10 protein-coding genes are annotated in these 14,395 nt (G+C 45.8%); 6 read left to right on the top strand and 4 right to left on the bottom strand.

The window, feature by feature from the left end; genetic code table 11:
* Positions 1-80: 80 nt before the first annotated feature.
* Positions 81-2,789 carry an HTH-type transcriptional regulator MalT gene (gene malT / locus LYZ37_RS22265; RefSeq protein ID WP_272787670.1) on the bottom strand — a complete coding sequence of 903 codons (2,709 nt, stop codon included), beginning with the start codon at positions 2,787-2,789 and terminating at the stop codon, positions 81-83.
* 565 nt (positions 2,790-3,354) lie between these two features.
* Between malT and LYZ37_RS22260 the strand changes: the two genes are divergently transcribed.
* The 4 genes from LYZ37_RS22260 (at position 3,355) to LYZ37_RS22245 (ending at position 11,409) form a co-directional block, all read left to right on the top strand.
* Complete coding sequence (locus tag LYZ37_RS22260) at positions 3,355-5,808, top strand: glycogen/starch/alpha-glucan phosphorylase (protein WP_272787669.1); 2,454 nt, start codon at positions 3,355-3,357, stop codon at positions 5,806-5,808.
* A gap of 100 nt (positions 5,809-5,908) precedes the next feature.
* On the top strand, positions 5,909-8,089 hold the full coding sequence (malQ, locus tag LYZ37_RS22255) for a 4-alpha-glucanotransferase (RefSeq protein ID WP_272787668.1): 2,181 nt from the start codon (positions 5,909-5,911) through the stop codon (positions 8,087-8,089).
* Positions 8,090-8,439: 350 nt separating this feature from the next.
* Positions 8,440-10,617 (top strand): 1,4-alpha-glucan branching protein GlgB, encoded by a 2,178-nt coding sequence (gene glgB, locus LYZ37_RS22250; protein ID WP_272787667.1) that lies wholly within the window; start codon positions 8,440-8,442, stop codon positions 10,615-10,617.
* Positions 10,618-10,752: 135 nt separating this feature from the next.
* Entirely contained in the window at positions 10,753-11,409 is a 657-nt protein-coding gene (locus LYZ37_RS22245) for a hypothetical protein (RefSeq protein WP_272787666.1), read from the top strand.
* 16 nt (positions 11,410-11,425) lie between these two features.
* On the opposite strand, the gene LYZ37_RS22240 is transcribed toward LYZ37_RS22245, so the two are convergent.
* The 3 genes from LYZ37_RS22240 to LYZ37_RS22230 all read right to left on the bottom strand — a co-directional run bounded on the left by LYZ37_RS22240 (position 11,426) and on the right by LYZ37_RS22230 (position 13,207).
* The gene (locus LYZ37_RS22240) at positions 11,426-12,067 is read right to left on the bottom strand and encodes an START domain-containing protein (protein WP_272787665.1); all 642 of its coding nucleotides are present in this window, start codon (positions 12,065-12,067) and stop codon (positions 11,426-11,428) included.
* A 51-nt stretch (positions 12,068-12,118) separates the two neighbouring features.
* Positions 12,119-12,532, bottom strand: coding sequence for an alternative ribosome rescue aminoacyl-tRNA hydrolase ArfB (arfB, locus tag LYZ37_RS22235; RefSeq protein WP_272787664.1), 414 nt, complete (start codon positions 12,530-12,532; stop codon positions 12,119-12,121).
* 108 nt (positions 12,533-12,640) lie between these two features.
* Positions 12,641-13,207: a TetR/AcrR family transcriptional regulator gene (locus tag LYZ37_RS22230; protein WP_272787663.1), complete on the bottom strand. Its 567-nt coding sequence runs from the start codon at positions 13,205-13,207 to the stop codon at positions 12,641-12,643.
* Between the two features lie 98 nt (positions 13,208-13,305).
* Between LYZ37_RS22230 and LYZ37_RS22225 the strand changes: the two genes are divergently transcribed.
* Positions 13,306-13,839 carry a dihydrofolate reductase family protein gene (locus LYZ37_RS22225; RefSeq protein ID WP_272787662.1) on the top strand — a complete coding sequence of 178 codons (534 nt, stop codon included), beginning with the start codon at positions 13,306-13,308 and terminating at the stop codon, positions 13,837-13,839.
* Between the two features lie 172 nt (positions 13,840-14,011).
* Positions 14,012-14,392: a VOC family protein gene (locus LYZ37_RS22220; RefSeq protein ID WP_272787661.1), complete on the top strand. Its 381-nt coding sequence runs from the start codon at positions 14,012-14,014 to the stop codon at positions 14,390-14,392.
* Positions 14,393-14,395 lie beyond the last annotated feature (3 nt).

The raw sequence follows: 14,395 nt of genomic DNA, 5'->3' as shown, positions 1-14,395 counted from the left end.
CGTTTGCGATTGGCTGAGCGTGACAAATTGAGCAAGTAGGCTCAAAAAATTGGCCGACGTTTCAAGTCGGCCAATTCTTACTAATAGCCCATCAATTGCAGTAGGTTTTCTGCCGTTTTAATTGCTTCTTTACGGTTAGCAATATTGAGCTTCTGATACAAGTTACGAATATGAGTTTTAATTGTTGTTCCAGCGACATCAAGTTCTTGAGCAATCTGCTCGTTGCTAAAACCAGAGTAGATCAGCCCCAGCACCTGCCACTCACGCTGAGTAAGCGGACTCGTACGAACAAGTTCTGGGATATTTGGGTGATTAACGAGCTTCTCAACAAACTCTTCATCAAAGTGAACAGAGCTGCTGCGCTGAGTCGTCGAAATATCTTTAAGCAACTGCTGTGCTCGATGGCGCTCTAGATCGCCAAGTTCATTTTTCTGGTTAAGCTTTTCAAGAATATGACCAATCTTGGCACCATCGACGAGGAAATTGCCCAACATACCGGTTTGGTTAGTAAGCTCTAGTGCATACTTTAGGCGTTCGCGTGCGGTTTCTTCGTCACCTTGAGAGACGGCTAAACCGGCTTCGACAATGAGGTTGCGATTGGTATCGGTCAACAGCTCATTTTCTTGTGCTTGTTGCTGCAGGAATTCAAGCGTTTTCCCTGCATCTGTATATTGTTCTAGCGAGATTTGTGCACGAGCGATATTGCGCCACTGTAGTTGAGTAAAGTGGTTGCACGCCGATTCAGGGCGTACTGTGGTTTCAAGCCACTGTTGAATGGAGTCCAAATCGCCACGTGCTTGCCAGAACAGGATCAGCGACAGTGATGCATTGGCGGTCCAGTCAACATGGTAAGTAGATTGCTTAAGTAAGTGAGCAATCTGTTCAATAAACTTACCCGCTTTATCCAGTTCACCTCGGCCAATCGCAATACGTGCCAACATGGAATAGCTATGTAAGTGCTTACTTGGGCTGTGGTCTCCGAGAACATGAAGCCCTTTGTAGGCACACTCTTCTGCCTCATCTAAGCGGTTCCAGCACCACAGAATTTGCGCACGGACGCGAAGCAAAAACTCATGCAGAGGTACTTGCTGTAATTGGTGTTCTTCGATCAGTTTGAAAGCGTTATCTTGAACTTCATACGCCGCTTGAACATAGCCTTGAGCAATGAGGATTTCACTCTGCTGAAGCATTGCCCACAAGGCTTGATGATAGACCTGATATTGGCGAGCCAGCTTTTCTGTTTGCTGCATCATAGGCAGTGCGCGGCTTAGGTGCCCGAGTACGTGGTTGACTTCACCGACCACAGAGGTTGCAACGATGCGACTACGATAAACCGTACTGTCTACTTGGCTAAGTGCCAGTTCAGCGAGTTCGAGCGCTTTCTCTGGCTCATCTTGGTTAATCGCGACTTGAGCACGTAGAGCATTGAACTCTCCTTGCTCCTTAGCACTTAATACAATGTTTAGCTGCTTCATCTGCTCATCGGCCTTCGACAATAAATCACCGACGTCGTTATATCTATGCTGGCTCTGAGCCAACCAAGCTTGCAGCATGCAGAGTTTAGGCTCGCTATAAAGTTGCTCAGGAGTGAGAGTATTAATCGCTTTTTCTAGCGTGATGAGTTCACCGCCGTTAAACATCTTCCAACCATACTGGCTTAAGATATCCGCTGTCAGTTGGTTGTTATTGGCTTCTTGAGCATGACGCAATGCTTGATGAGGCGAAGAGAGTTTCAACCAAGCTTTTGCTGCTGTCTGATGCAGTTGTTTTTCTTGTTGAGGGATACGCGCGGTACGCTCGTGAGCTAGGAATTCTGCGAACAGGTTGTGGAAGCGATACCAGTTTTGCTCGCCCTCTAGCGGGTGAATAAACAGGCCGAATCGGTTTAGAGATTCAATCATGCTAAGGGCATCTTCACGTTCTGTCAGCTCACAGACCAACTGATCATTGAAATGATCGAGTACCGAACATTGGAGTAAGAAATGACGCGTTTCTTTGTCGAGAAGATCAAACACCTCTTCAACCAAGTAATCCCATAGATGAGCGTGGTTAAACTGAGAGAAGGATTCGGCTGATTGAGCTAAGGTTTTATGCTGGTGCTGGGCTTGCAGAGCGATCAGCTGCAACGCCGATGGCCAGCCTTCGACATAGTTGCGTAGATTACTTGCCGTTGCATCATCAATGCCGTCTGCGACACGTTGATTGAAGAAACGAGTGGTTTCTTCGGTATCGAAAGCGAGGAGTTCGTCGCCAATTTCAATCATCAGATCGCGAACACGAAGGTTCGCTGTGCCAAGTGGTGGGGCTGCTCGGCTAGTGACAACGAGAGTGACATTATCTGGCATATGTTTGAGGAAGAAGCGCATTGCCTCGTGAATTTCGTCTTCTGAAATTAGGTGATAGTCATCCAGCACCAAATAACACTCTTGATGGAAATTCGACATTTCAGTGAAAACTTCGCCAAACAAGGAGTGAAGAGAAGAGAATTGACGCTTTTCTGCCAGCTTTTGTGAATTCGGGCAACAGCCATCCGTCGCTTTATTGAGCGCTTGTAGCAGGTAGTTGATGAAGCGGAATGAATCGTTGTCGCTCTCATCAATACTGTACCAACCTACGTGTGATTTATCCGATAGCCATTGTGCGGCCATCGTGGTTTTTCCATAGCCAGCGGGAGATCTAAACAAAACCAGTTTGTAAAACGGGGCTTGTTGAAGAAGGTCTAAAACTCGCGGCCTGACAATCGCATTATGTAAGCGAGCTGGGCGAGTTAATTTCGAAGGAATCCACATCTTTTTATCCCTATGCCATACCTTTTATTTAAAGGATCACGTATTTCAATAAGTGCTTTACGTAATTGAGCAAATATTGTGCAATCAAGCTTATCGGCAAGGATGTTACTTGAGAATAATCACTACAGTTATTGATCGACGGCGGGTTTTTCGCGTAATTCACATTTTGCTGCCAACTACGCCCTATTTTTGTGATTTTTGTCACTTATTGATGGGCTGAATAGTGGGATTTGAACACCTGTTTGCACCAAAAACTGTGTAATTTGCATCATGTGGTGATTCTTATTGTGACCGAGCATGCATATTGCTCAATTGGTTATGTCCCTCTACACATATCTTTAATACATCAGTTATAGGGTAAATACGTTGATGGTGTGATCCCTATCACCAGAGCTCAGACGATGTTGAATCTAAATGAGAGTTAGATCACTGAGCCCTTGGTAATACGCCCTCTACGCCCTTCGTCCTCCTCCCAAATTGCCGTGTTGTGGGAGGATGTTTTGCTGTTCATGTCAATGCACGATATGGCACAGATGGATTAGAACCAATAAGTGAGATTTCTCTAATGAAACCTACGCAACAGAAAAATTTTGATAAAGCGACTTTCCAAGCTGACGTGAAAAAGCACCTTTCAGCAACTTACGCTAAGACTGAAGAGACAGCGACAGCGCGTGAGTGGTACTTAGCTATGGGCAAAGCGCTTGCTGAACTAACAACGTTTGACTTGCTTAAGACAGAGCAAGATCCAAAAATCAAAAACGCAAAAAGCGTTAACTACTTATCTCTAGAATTCCTAATTGGTCGTCTAACAGGTAACAACCTAATCAGCATGGGTCTATACGACCAAATCACTGATGCGATGGCTGAGCTTGGTCAAAACCTAACGGATCTACTTGAAGAAGAGCGTGACCCTTCACTGGGCAACGGTGGTCTAGGTCGTTTGGCAGCGTGTTTTATGGATTCGTGTGCTGCACAAGAATATCCAACAGTAGGTTACGGCCTACACTACGAATACGGTCTGTTTAAACAATCATTCGAAGAAGGTCGTCAGCAAGAAGCACCAGACGCATGGCGCGGTGTTGAAGGCTACCCTTGGGAAGTCGCGCGTCCTAAACTTGCGCAAGAAATTGGCTTCTATGGTCATGTCGAAGTCACACATGAGAACGGTAAAGAAGTTCGTAAATGGGTACCGGGTATGAGCGTAAAAGCGATGCCTTGGGATTTACCAATCGTGGGCTACGAGTCAGATACGGTTTACCCGCTACGTTTATGGGAATGTCAGGCAATTGCACCATTCTCACTAGCGAGCTTTAACAACGGTAACTACTTTGAAGCGCAGCACGCTCTAATTGATGCGGGCAACATTACTAAAGTTCTTTACCCGAATGATAACCACGAGAAAGGCAAAACTCTGCGTCTAATGCAGCAGTACTTCCACTCGGCGGCATCGGTACGCGACATTCTACGTCGTCATGAAGAAGCAGGTTTTGCGCTGGCTGATCTTCCTAAGCAAGAGACAATTCAGCTTAACGATACGCACCCAACAATTGCTATCCCAGAGCTAATGCGCATCCTTATCGACGAGAAAGGCCTATCTTGGGATAAAGCGTGGGATATCAGTGCAAATACTTTTGCCTACACTAACCACACGCTACTACCTGAAGCACTAGAAACATGGCCAGAGTCGCTGATTCAGCGTCTACTCCCTCGTCATATGGAAATCATCTTTGAAATCAACCACCGCTTCTTACAAGAAGTACGTAAAATGTGGCCTGGTGATGGTGAGAAGCAAGCGAAGCTGTCTATCATCCAAGAAGGTTTCAACCGCATGGTTCGCATGGCTAACCTATGTGTTATCGGTTCTTACAAAGTCAACGGTGTAGCAGCGCTTCACTCAGAGCTTGTTAAGAAAGACCTATTCCCTGAGTTTAACGAAATCTTCCCAGGTAAACTGACTAACGTAACAAACGGCGTAACGCCTCGTCGTTGGTTGAAGTTCTGTAACCCAGGTCTGTCTCAGCTTATCACTGATAAGATTGGTAGCGAGTGGCCAGCAAAACTTGAGCAGTTAGAAGGTATTGCTGAGTTTGCAACTGACGCTAAGTTCCAACAGGAATTCATGGCAGTTAAGAAGCAAAACAAACAGCGCCTTGCTGATTGGGTTCAAGAGAACATGGGTATCGAGCTAGATACAAATGCGATCTTTGATGTTCAAATCAAACGTCTGCACGAGTACAAGCGTCAGCATCTAGACTTGCTACACATCTTGTCTCTTTACCACCGCATCATCAATGAACCTGGTTTTGAGTGTACGCCACGCGTATGTTTCTTCGCAGCGAAAGCAGCGCCAGGCTACCACCTAGCGAAAGAGATTATCTTCGCAGTGAACAAGGTTGCTGAGAAGATCAACAACGATCCACGCATTGGCAACAAGCTGAAAGTGGTATTCATCCCTGACTACCGCGTAAGCATGGCTGAAATCATCATTCCAGCGGCTGACGTTTCTCAGCAAATCTCGCTAGCGGGTAAAGAAGCATCAGGTACGGGGAACATGAAGATGGCGCTAAACGGCGCACTAACCATCGGTACAATGGATGGCGCGAACGTAGAGATTCGTGAAGAAGTTGGCGATGAAAACATCTACATCTTCGGTCTAGACGTTGAAGGTGTGCAAGCGGTGAAAGCGCAAGGTTACAACCCTTACGACTACTACCACGCAGACCCTCTACTGAAAGCATCGCTTGACCTACTTGCGGGCGAAGAGTTTACCCCAGGTCAACCTGGTCTACTTCGTGCCACATTCGATAGCTTGCTAGATGGTGGTGACCCATACCTATGTTTAGCTGACTTTGCTTCTTATGTTCAAGCACACGAAGATATGGGCAAACAATACAAAGACCAAGCGGGTTGGGCGAAGAAAGCCATATTGAACACCGCCTTGGTTGGTAAGTTCACCTCTGACCGTTCAATTAGAGACTACGTGAACAACATTTGGAAATTAGAAGCTGTTAAGCGCTAATTGATTAAAAAAGCCAAGGCCACGTGCCTTGGCTCTACTCTTTTTATAATGATTAATAACCCTACATTTTGAAGGTATTAGCAGTCCTTCGGAGAGAGCGATGAAACAAGGTAACGCATTAAAACAAGTCGCTGAAATGGCGAGAATTGCCGACAGCTACGTTAGCGCGTGGGGAGATGAAGCTAAAGTTGAAGACGAAACCATTCGTCACTTACTTGCGTCTTTAGGCTATGACACGACAAATGATGAAACTCTTCTGAAATCAGCAGAGAAAAAGCATAAGAAAGATGTGCTAGACCCAGTACTGGTTGTCCGCGATGGTGAACCTGTCGAAGTGGCACTGAATCTAGGAACGAGTGCTCGTGAAAGTGAGTTTAGCTGGCGCTTAGATACTGAGCAGGGAGAGGTACTTGAAGGCTATCTTCAATCGCAAATCGTACGCGATGAGCGCAAAGAGGGTGGCCCTTTAGTGTTTGCATTACCGAGAGATATCGCTTGGGGTTATCACAAGCTGACGATCACTCGTAAACGTCGTAAAGCCCCTTATGAGATGACATTGATTGTGACGCCGAAAGCGTGTTTCAAACAAGATGGCATCTTAAACGGTAAGAAGATGTGGGGGCCAAGTGTTCAGCTTTACACACTTCGCACTCAGCACAACTGGGGTATTGGTGATTTTGGTGATCTTAAACAGCTAGTTGCTGACATCGCGTCACGCGGTGGTGATTTTGTTGGCTTAAACCCAATTCATTCATTGTTCCCGGCAAACCCAGAAGGGGCGAGCCCATACAGTCCGTCTTCACGCCGCTGGCTAAACATCATGTACATTGACGTTAGTTCTGTACCAGAGTTTGCGCTAAGCATTGAAGCGCAGCAAAAAGTGGGCAGTGCAGAGTTCCAACAACGTCTGCAAAAAGCACGCGAGTCGCACTGGGTAAACTACACCGAAGTTTCTGATCTGAAAATGAGTGTTCTTCCTCAGCTATTTACTGAGTTTAAGAAACGTCATTTAGATAAAAATTCAGAGCGAGCGCAAACTTTCTTAGCTTTCGTTGAAGAGGGTGGCGAGAGCTTAGTTCATCAAGCGGCGTTTGATGCGCTTCACGCTAAACTGCACGCTGAAGATTCTAATGTTTGGGGTTGGCCAGTATTCCCTGAAGAGTACCGTAAGTTTGAAAACAGTGCGGTGCAAAGCTTCATCGAACAAAACCAAGATCAAGTTCATCTTTACATGTATCTACAATGGGTTGCCGATACTCAGATTAAAGAAGCGCAAGCTTTGGCTGAAGAGAAAGGCATGTCAGTGGGTCTTTACCGTGACTTGGCTGTGGGTGTGGCGGATTCAGGCTCAGAAACTTGGGCGGATGATGGCAACCTAATCATGGATGCAAGCATCGGTGCGCCACCAGATATCCTTGGCCCACTGGGTCAAAACTGGGGATTACCTCCACTTAACCCACAAGTGCTGCAAGCGACTGGCTACGATGCATACATCAAGCTGCTACGCGCGAACATGAAGCATTGTGGCGCACTGCGTATTGACCACGTGTTAGGTCTGCTACGTTTATGGTGGATTCCTAAAGGTGAAAATGCGACTAAGGGCGCTTACATTTACTACCCAGTGGAAGACATGCTAGCGATTTTGGCGTTAGAGTCGCATCGCTATCAATGTAGTGTGATTGGCGAAGATTTAGGTACTGTGCCTGATGAAATCGTCGAGATTCTGCGTGATGCTGGCGTTCACTCATACAAGGTCTTCTTCTTTGAAACTTCAGAAGATGACGGTGGCTTTATTTCACCAGCTCATTACGCAGAGCAATCTATGTCTGCTTTGTGTACTCACGATATGCCAACGCTACGTGGTTTCTGGCATTGTGAAGACCTTAAAATGGGTGAAGAGCTTGGGCTATACCCTGACGCAGAGCAGCTCAAAGGTCTGTTCGCTGACCGTCTAGAATGTAAGCAAGGAATCCTTGATTCAGTGGCATGGCATGGTTACCTACCAGAAGGTGTGGGTCGTGATGCGCAATATGTGCCAATGGACTCTTACCTAGCGGAAGCACTTCAACTTCATGTTGCCGCGGGCTCTTCGACACTGCTCAGTGTTCAGCTTGAAGATTGGCTTGAAATGGACAAGCCAGTTAACATTCCTGGCACGGTCGATGAGTATCCAAACTGGCGTCGGAAACTGTCGATGAATCTCGACGAAGTATTCGCGCATGAAGGGGTTAATCGCATTGCTCACAAGCTCACCGAAGTTCGAGCGAAAGTAAGCAAATAGTCGTCTAATTGCAGTTCATACATAGAAAATTTTAGGATGTATCACTCTATGTAGAGCCGGAATTCGGTAAACTGTTGTAACGCTAATTAAGCCCGCTGCATAGCGGGCTTTTTGGGTCATATGGCCCGTTAATATTACAACTGAACTTATACCAAGCAGAATAAATACCTGTTCATTCTTGCTGGTTAAAATCGCTGATAGCGTCGTTATAGATTTTGTAGGTAGGTCAACTAGCTAGCTGCAATCTATGCCTTGCTCTAAGCGATTTTTCCTGCGCAATTATCTGAGCATCTATTTATCCCGATTGGTATTATTCGGAATTTGAAAGTTAGGTTAGGGAGAGAAGTAACTTGAAAACAACAACGTTAGATAAGGCGACAAAGATATATAACCGGCTTTCACACGCTACCTTCGCTGACCCATTTTCGTTTATCGGGCCTTTTATCGATCCAGAGCACGGCGCATTGCGTGTATGGATGCCAGGCGCTGATAAAGTTGAATTAGTGATCGATGATCAGCGAGTAGAACTTGAAAGGGAAGATGCCTCTGGCTTTATCCTTAAACAAGAGCAAGATTTGCATTTAACGCACTACTTGCTTGCTGTCGATTGGAATGGGACCGAGCAACTGGTGGATGATCCTTATCAGTATCACAACATCTACGCTGAATATGATGATCTGCATACGCCTAAAGAAATGTACAAGCATATGGGCGCGCAGTTTATGACGCTTGAGCGTGGTGGCAAACAGATTTCAGGTATCCGTTTCTTGGTATACGCCCCGCATGCTTCTGCGTGTAGTTTGGTGGGCGAGTTCAACCAGTGGGATGGACGTCGCACGCCTATGCAGCGTCTCGATTATGGTATCTGGGGTATCTTTATTCCAAACCTCCCTGAAGGTACTCAATACAAGTTTGAGTTAAAAGGGCCAAATGGCGAAGGCTTACCTCATAAGGCTGATCCTTGGGGCGCATTTGCGGAGCAGTACCCTTCTTTTTCCTCAGTGACTTACGATCATAGCCGTTACCAATGGCAAGATGATCAGTGGCAAAATCGTCCGGTGACGGAAAAGCGCAAAGAAGCGCTCTCGTTCTATGAGCTGCATGCGGGCTCTTGGCGTCGTGGCGCGAACGGTGACTTCCTAAACTACCGTGAATTGGCTGAGCAGCTAATCCCTTATCTTGTCGATATGGGCTACACCCACATCGAATTGATGCCTGTTTCCGAGCATCCATTCTATGGCTCTTGGGGTTATCAGCCTGTGGGTTTATTTGCGCCAACAAGTCGTTTTGGTACACCAGATGACTTTAAATACTTCGTCGATCAGTGTCACCAAGCCGGTCTAGGTGTGGTACTTGATTGGGTGCCAGCGCACTTTCCATCAGATGATCACGGCTTAGCGAACTTTGATGGTACGCCTTTATTCCACGACCCAGATCCACGTCGCGGTTGGCACCAAGATTGGAACTCATACATCTACGACCTTGGCCGTGAACATGTAAGACGTTTCTTAGTTTCTAATGCATTGTATTGGTTTGAGCAGTTCCACATTGATGGCATTCGGGTCGATGCAGTGGCGTCTATGTTGTACCTCGATTACTCACGTAGCCATGACCAATGGATTCCAAATGTTGATGGTGGCAATGAAAACTACGATGCGATTGCCACGCTGAAATGGATGAATGAGGAAGTGTATAAATACTTCCCGAATGCAATGACAATTGCAGAAGAATCGACCGCATTCCCGGGAGTGTCAGCACCTACCTTTATGGGCGGTTTAGGCTTTGGGTTTAAGTGGAATATGGGCTGGATGCACGACTCTTTGTCTTACATTCAAGAAGACCCAATTCACCGTCAATACCATCACAATACGATTACCTTCCCACTGGTTTATGCCCACAGCGAGAACTATGTATTGTCGCTATCACACGATGAAGTGGTTTACGGTAAAGGTTCGATTCACAATAAGATGCCTGGCGATGAGTGGCAGCAAACAGCCAACTTGCGTGCGTACCTTGGTTACATGTACGCACAACCGGGTAAAAAGCTTAACTTTATGGGCGCAGAATTTGGTCAGACTGCGGAATGGAACCATGACGATCAACTGCAATGGTTCCTGCTTGATTTTGAACGCCATCAAGGGGTTCAGGCGTTGACTCGCGATCTCAATAAGCTATACAGCAGCGAGAAAGCGATGCATGAGCTAGACTGCGAACCGCGTGGCTTTGAGTGGCGATTGCAAGATGCCGCTGAAGCGTCGATTTTGGCTCATGAACGTTTGAGTGATAGCGGAGAGCGTATTCTTGTTGTGACCAATTTTACTCCTGTTCCACATGAAGAGTTTAGATTGGGCGTACCGCACAAAGGAACATATCAATTGCTGCTTAACACCGATGACAACAAATACCACGGTAGTGGATTTGAAGTGTTAAACTCGGTGACGAGCGAAGAGGTAGCAAGCGAGGGCTTAGAGCAGTCGATTCACCTTAGATTGCCGCCGTTAGCGACTGTCTTTTACAAGTTAGATTAGTAATTTAAGCCCAGTGAAAACTGGGCTTTTTTAGCTCTGACATTTGATGACAAAGCCTTACAACATCCATATACATTAATAATCAATGGCTCAATAAACTATCCATAACAATAATGAATGGTTTTGGAGCTGAAATTGAAACCCTTAATCCCGCTATTTATCGCCGTTACCGCACTCTCAGGTTGTCAGTCTTCAAAAGATAATCTTGCTCCCTATGTCTTTCAGTCACAGTGCCAAGAAGCAGATGAGTATGATTTTGAGCCGCTCACTTTTACCGTCGACTCCTCTTTTGAGCAGGCGCGAGTCAATGGTGTTATCTGTTCGGGGTCGTACACTGCATTTGAACAAATGACTAAACGGTACCCGAAAGTAAAGCTACTGCGATTAATGGAGATACCAGGCTCTGTCGACGATGAAACCAACCTTCGTTTATCGAAGAAGATTCATCAGATGGGGATCAGTACTTACTTAGGCGATAATGGCATCGTTGAGTCAGGTGGGACGGATCTGTTTCTTTCTGGAGTGACCAGAAAGGCGGAAAAAGGCGCGAAAGTTGGCGTTCATTCTTGGGCTTTCGAAGATGATGATGGAAAAGTAGTGGGTGGAGTAAACCTACCCAAAAGCAGCCCGGAGCATCAGCCGTATATTGAGTACTACCAAGATATTGGGCTAAGCAAACCTGAAGAATTTTATTGGTTTACTATGCATGCGGCGTCTGCGGAGGGAATCTATTACATGTCACCGCAGCAGCTTGAACATTTCGGCTTTAACACCCCAAGTTTTGCATTCTAGATTAGCGGGTTCTCTATCACTCTTTGATATTGGGGTGAGCACTGCCTTGGTAATTAGGAAGTTGTGCTCGCAGTCCTATAAAGGTATTGCGAGCGCTTTCTTTAGCGAGTTTGTTGGCTAGCCAATCGGGTAGAGCACCACCAGGATCAGCAAAAGCAACGTACTCGATTAGGGCACTACCATTGGTGAGTTTTTGCAGAGTCCAAGTAGCTTTTACTGAGGTAATACGGATGTAACCCTCTTGCTCAGGCAAACTGGCAGGAGGGGCGTCTTTGATGTTGAGAGTAAAACCTATCTCATCGACGGAATATTTTGAGTAAGTGACCATATCACGGTCTTTCGCAGGCCAAGGTGCGGCAAATTGTGTGTAGACAATGTTTTCGTTGGATGAGATTTGCTTTACAACGCGACTGTGACTGACATTATCAATCCAGTTCGGCACATTGGCCGTATCTTCCAGTAGCAACAAAAACGCGCCGTAGCTGGTGGGGGCGAACATTCTTGCTCTAATTTCGACCAGTCCATCACTGTGTTCGCGAGAGTAAATGGTAATGCCGTTACCATCGCTCTCAAACTTCCAGTTAGCAACAGGCTTTGCCCATACAGCGCTTGAGGCGATTAAACTGAAGATACAAATACTTTTCCCTAAGTTTGTCATTATCTTACCTGATTCCTAACCGTCCTTGTTTTAGTCTACATGACACTGAGCTTAATGCTTAATTCGCCCTCTAAGAGACTTGGTCTGCGATTTGATGTTTTTACTTTTCAGCCGTCTTTCTTTAGATGCGCGGGTTGGTTTTGTCTCTCGACGTTTCTTTTGCATCACCATCGCCGATCTGATCAGTTCAGCAAGTCTGTTGAGCGCATCTTCTTTGTTCTGCTCTTGAGTTCGAAATTGCTGAGCCTTTATTGTGATTACGCCGTCTTTAGAAATACGAGAATCACGCAGAGCAAGAATTCGCTCTTTATAAATGCTAGGCAAGCTAGAGTGCTTAACATCAAATTGGAGATGAATAGCACTAGAGACTTTGTTGACGTTTTGCCCGCCCGCCCCTTGAGCTCGTATTGCTGTGAGTTGGATCTCCCATGCTTTTAGGGTGACGTTGTTGGATATCTTTAGCATTCAGTATCGGTGATTTAGCTTATGAAGGCTCATTGTAGCCTGACTGAAACGCTTCGCCATGGTTTTTAGGTTTTTTGAAGCCATATTGTTGGTAAATCACACAGTGCTCTATCGGTCAAAATGAGGATCTAAGCATTGATAAACAAGGTTTAATGGTCCAGAAAGCATATCTAATGTGAGCTCACTACTAGGCTGGCAGTTGAGTGCTAAAGCGAAACCGTGCAAGTAATCGCCAAGGAGGTCGATAGCGTGCTTAGTGGTTTCAGGGGAGAGAGCGAGAGGGTGCACTATCGTTTCAAAGCGTTCGATAAATACATTGGCAGGGCTGACAGAGTCCATTTTGAGTAGCGTTTCAAGTAATCCAGGGTAGCGATGCAAAAGTGATACGTAGCTGATGCAGAGCTGTGATAATTGCGCTCGCCAATCTTCACTTGAATCCGGCTGGTAGATATCTTCAATCAGGGAAATGACGATCGATTCCTGTAATGCATTCTTGTTACGGAAGTAGTGATATATCGCCATAGCGTCAACGGACAACTCGGTGGCTAACCCTCTGACACTAGGCATTTTATTGTCTCTAAGCATTAACTCTTTTGCTTTGCTAAGAATACGTTCAGCATCCAATTGGCTTGTTTGGGCTTGGGGGCGCCCTCTGCGTTTTTGCTTGACAGACATCTTAGGATCTCATTAATCTAATATTAATTCTACAGTGTAGAATTAATTGTAACTCAGTTTTGTGTTTTGTCCAAACTCGCTTATCGGAGAACCTGACCATGGCAAATATCGTATTTATTGCAACCAGTCTTGACGGTTATATCGCAGACAAGGATGGAGGACTCGATTGGCTGCATTCGATACCCAATCCAGACAATATTGATATGGGATTTGTGCCTTTGCTTGAGCGTGTCGATGCGTTGGTGATGGGCAGAAATACCCTTGAAGCTGTATTGAGCTTTGATGTCGATTGGCCTTACAGCAAGCCTGTTTTTGTGCTGAGTAATACCCTTAAAGAAGTTCCAAGTGGCTATCAAGACAAGGTGTTTTTAGTCAGCGGAGATTTGCCTGACATCGTTAAGGATCTTAATGCTCAAGGCTATCAGGACCTGTATATCGACGGTGGGGTGACAATTCAAAACTTCTTAAAGCTAGATCTGATTGATGAACTTGCTATCACCACTATTCCTGTCGTTCTCGGTGGTGGCGCAAAACTGTTCGGTGAACTGGATGGTTTGCAAAACTACAATTTGGTTGAAAGCAAGGTCTATCTTGATGCGATTGTACAAAGTCGCTACCTGCGTCAGCGATAGTTCTTAGTTGAATACGGGTTAGGCAAGCGCTAAACAGCGAGTTAAGTTTAGATTCAAGCTTACTTTCATTGTATCGAGAATGAGACGCCTCGGTATGCATAATCGGATGAGCTAGCAATCACCGACATCTGAGCTAGTTTTAAAGAGTCATTCGCTCAGGTCTAGGAGGAACATGCAAATGAATCCAGTTGGTTGGTTTGAAATCTATGTTGACGATATGTCGCGTGCGAAAGCGTTCTATGAAGCGGTGTTTGAAACGTCGTTAGAGAAACTTGATGGTGACGCTAAGATGGAAATAGAAATGTGGCTTTTTCCATCCTCTATGGAACAGTATGGTGCAGCGGGTGCGTTAGCAAAAATGGCAGGGGCTTCTCCAGGCGGTAATAGCACGCTGGTTTACTTTTCTTGCCAAGATTGCGCTAATGAGCAGTCAAGAGTAGAAGGTGCTGGTGGTAAGGTGGTTCACCCTAAATTTGCTATTGGCCCACACGGTTTTATCTCTATGGTCTCCGACACTGAAGGCAATATGATTGGTCTTCACTCGATGGAATAACGC

Source organism: Vibrio tubiashii, from assembly GCF_028551255.1.
Taxonomy (GTDB): domain Bacteria; phylum Pseudomonadota; class Gammaproteobacteria; order Enterobacterales; family Vibrionaceae; genus Vibrio; species Vibrio tubiashii_B.
This window is presented reverse-complemented; position numbering and strand designations above follow the sequence as displayed.

Coding starts and splice junctions, on each gene's coding strand:
- LYZ37_RS22225 (WP_272787662.1), top strand. CDS start 13,306: ATGGCAAATATCGTATTTATTGCAACCAGTCTTGACGGTTATATCGCA.
- malQ (WP_272787668.1), top strand. CDS start 5,909: ATGAAACAAGGTAACGCATTAAAACAAGTCGCTGAAATGGCGAGAATT.
- arfB (WP_272787664.1), bottom strand. CDS start 12,532: ATGCTAAAGATATCCAACAACGTCACCCTAAAAGCATGGGAGATCCAA.
- LYZ37_RS22240 (WP_272787665.1), bottom strand. CDS start 12,067: ATGACAAACTTAGGGAAAAGTATTTGTATCTTCAGTTTAATCGCCTCA.
- LYZ37_RS22260 (WP_272787669.1), top strand. CDS start 3,355: ATGAAACCTACGCAACAGAAAAATTTTGATAAAGCGACTTTCCAAGCT.
- malT (WP_272787670.1), bottom strand. CDS start 2,789: ATGTGGATTCCTTCGAAATTAACTCGCCCAGCTCGCTTACATAATGCG.
- LYZ37_RS22230 (WP_272787663.1), bottom strand. CDS start 13,207: ATGTCTGTCAAGCAAAAACGCAGAGGGCGCCCCCAAGCCCAAACAAGC.
- LYZ37_RS22220 (WP_272787661.1), top strand. CDS start 14,012: ATGCAAATGAATCCAGTTGGTTGGTTTGAAATCTATGTTGACGATATG.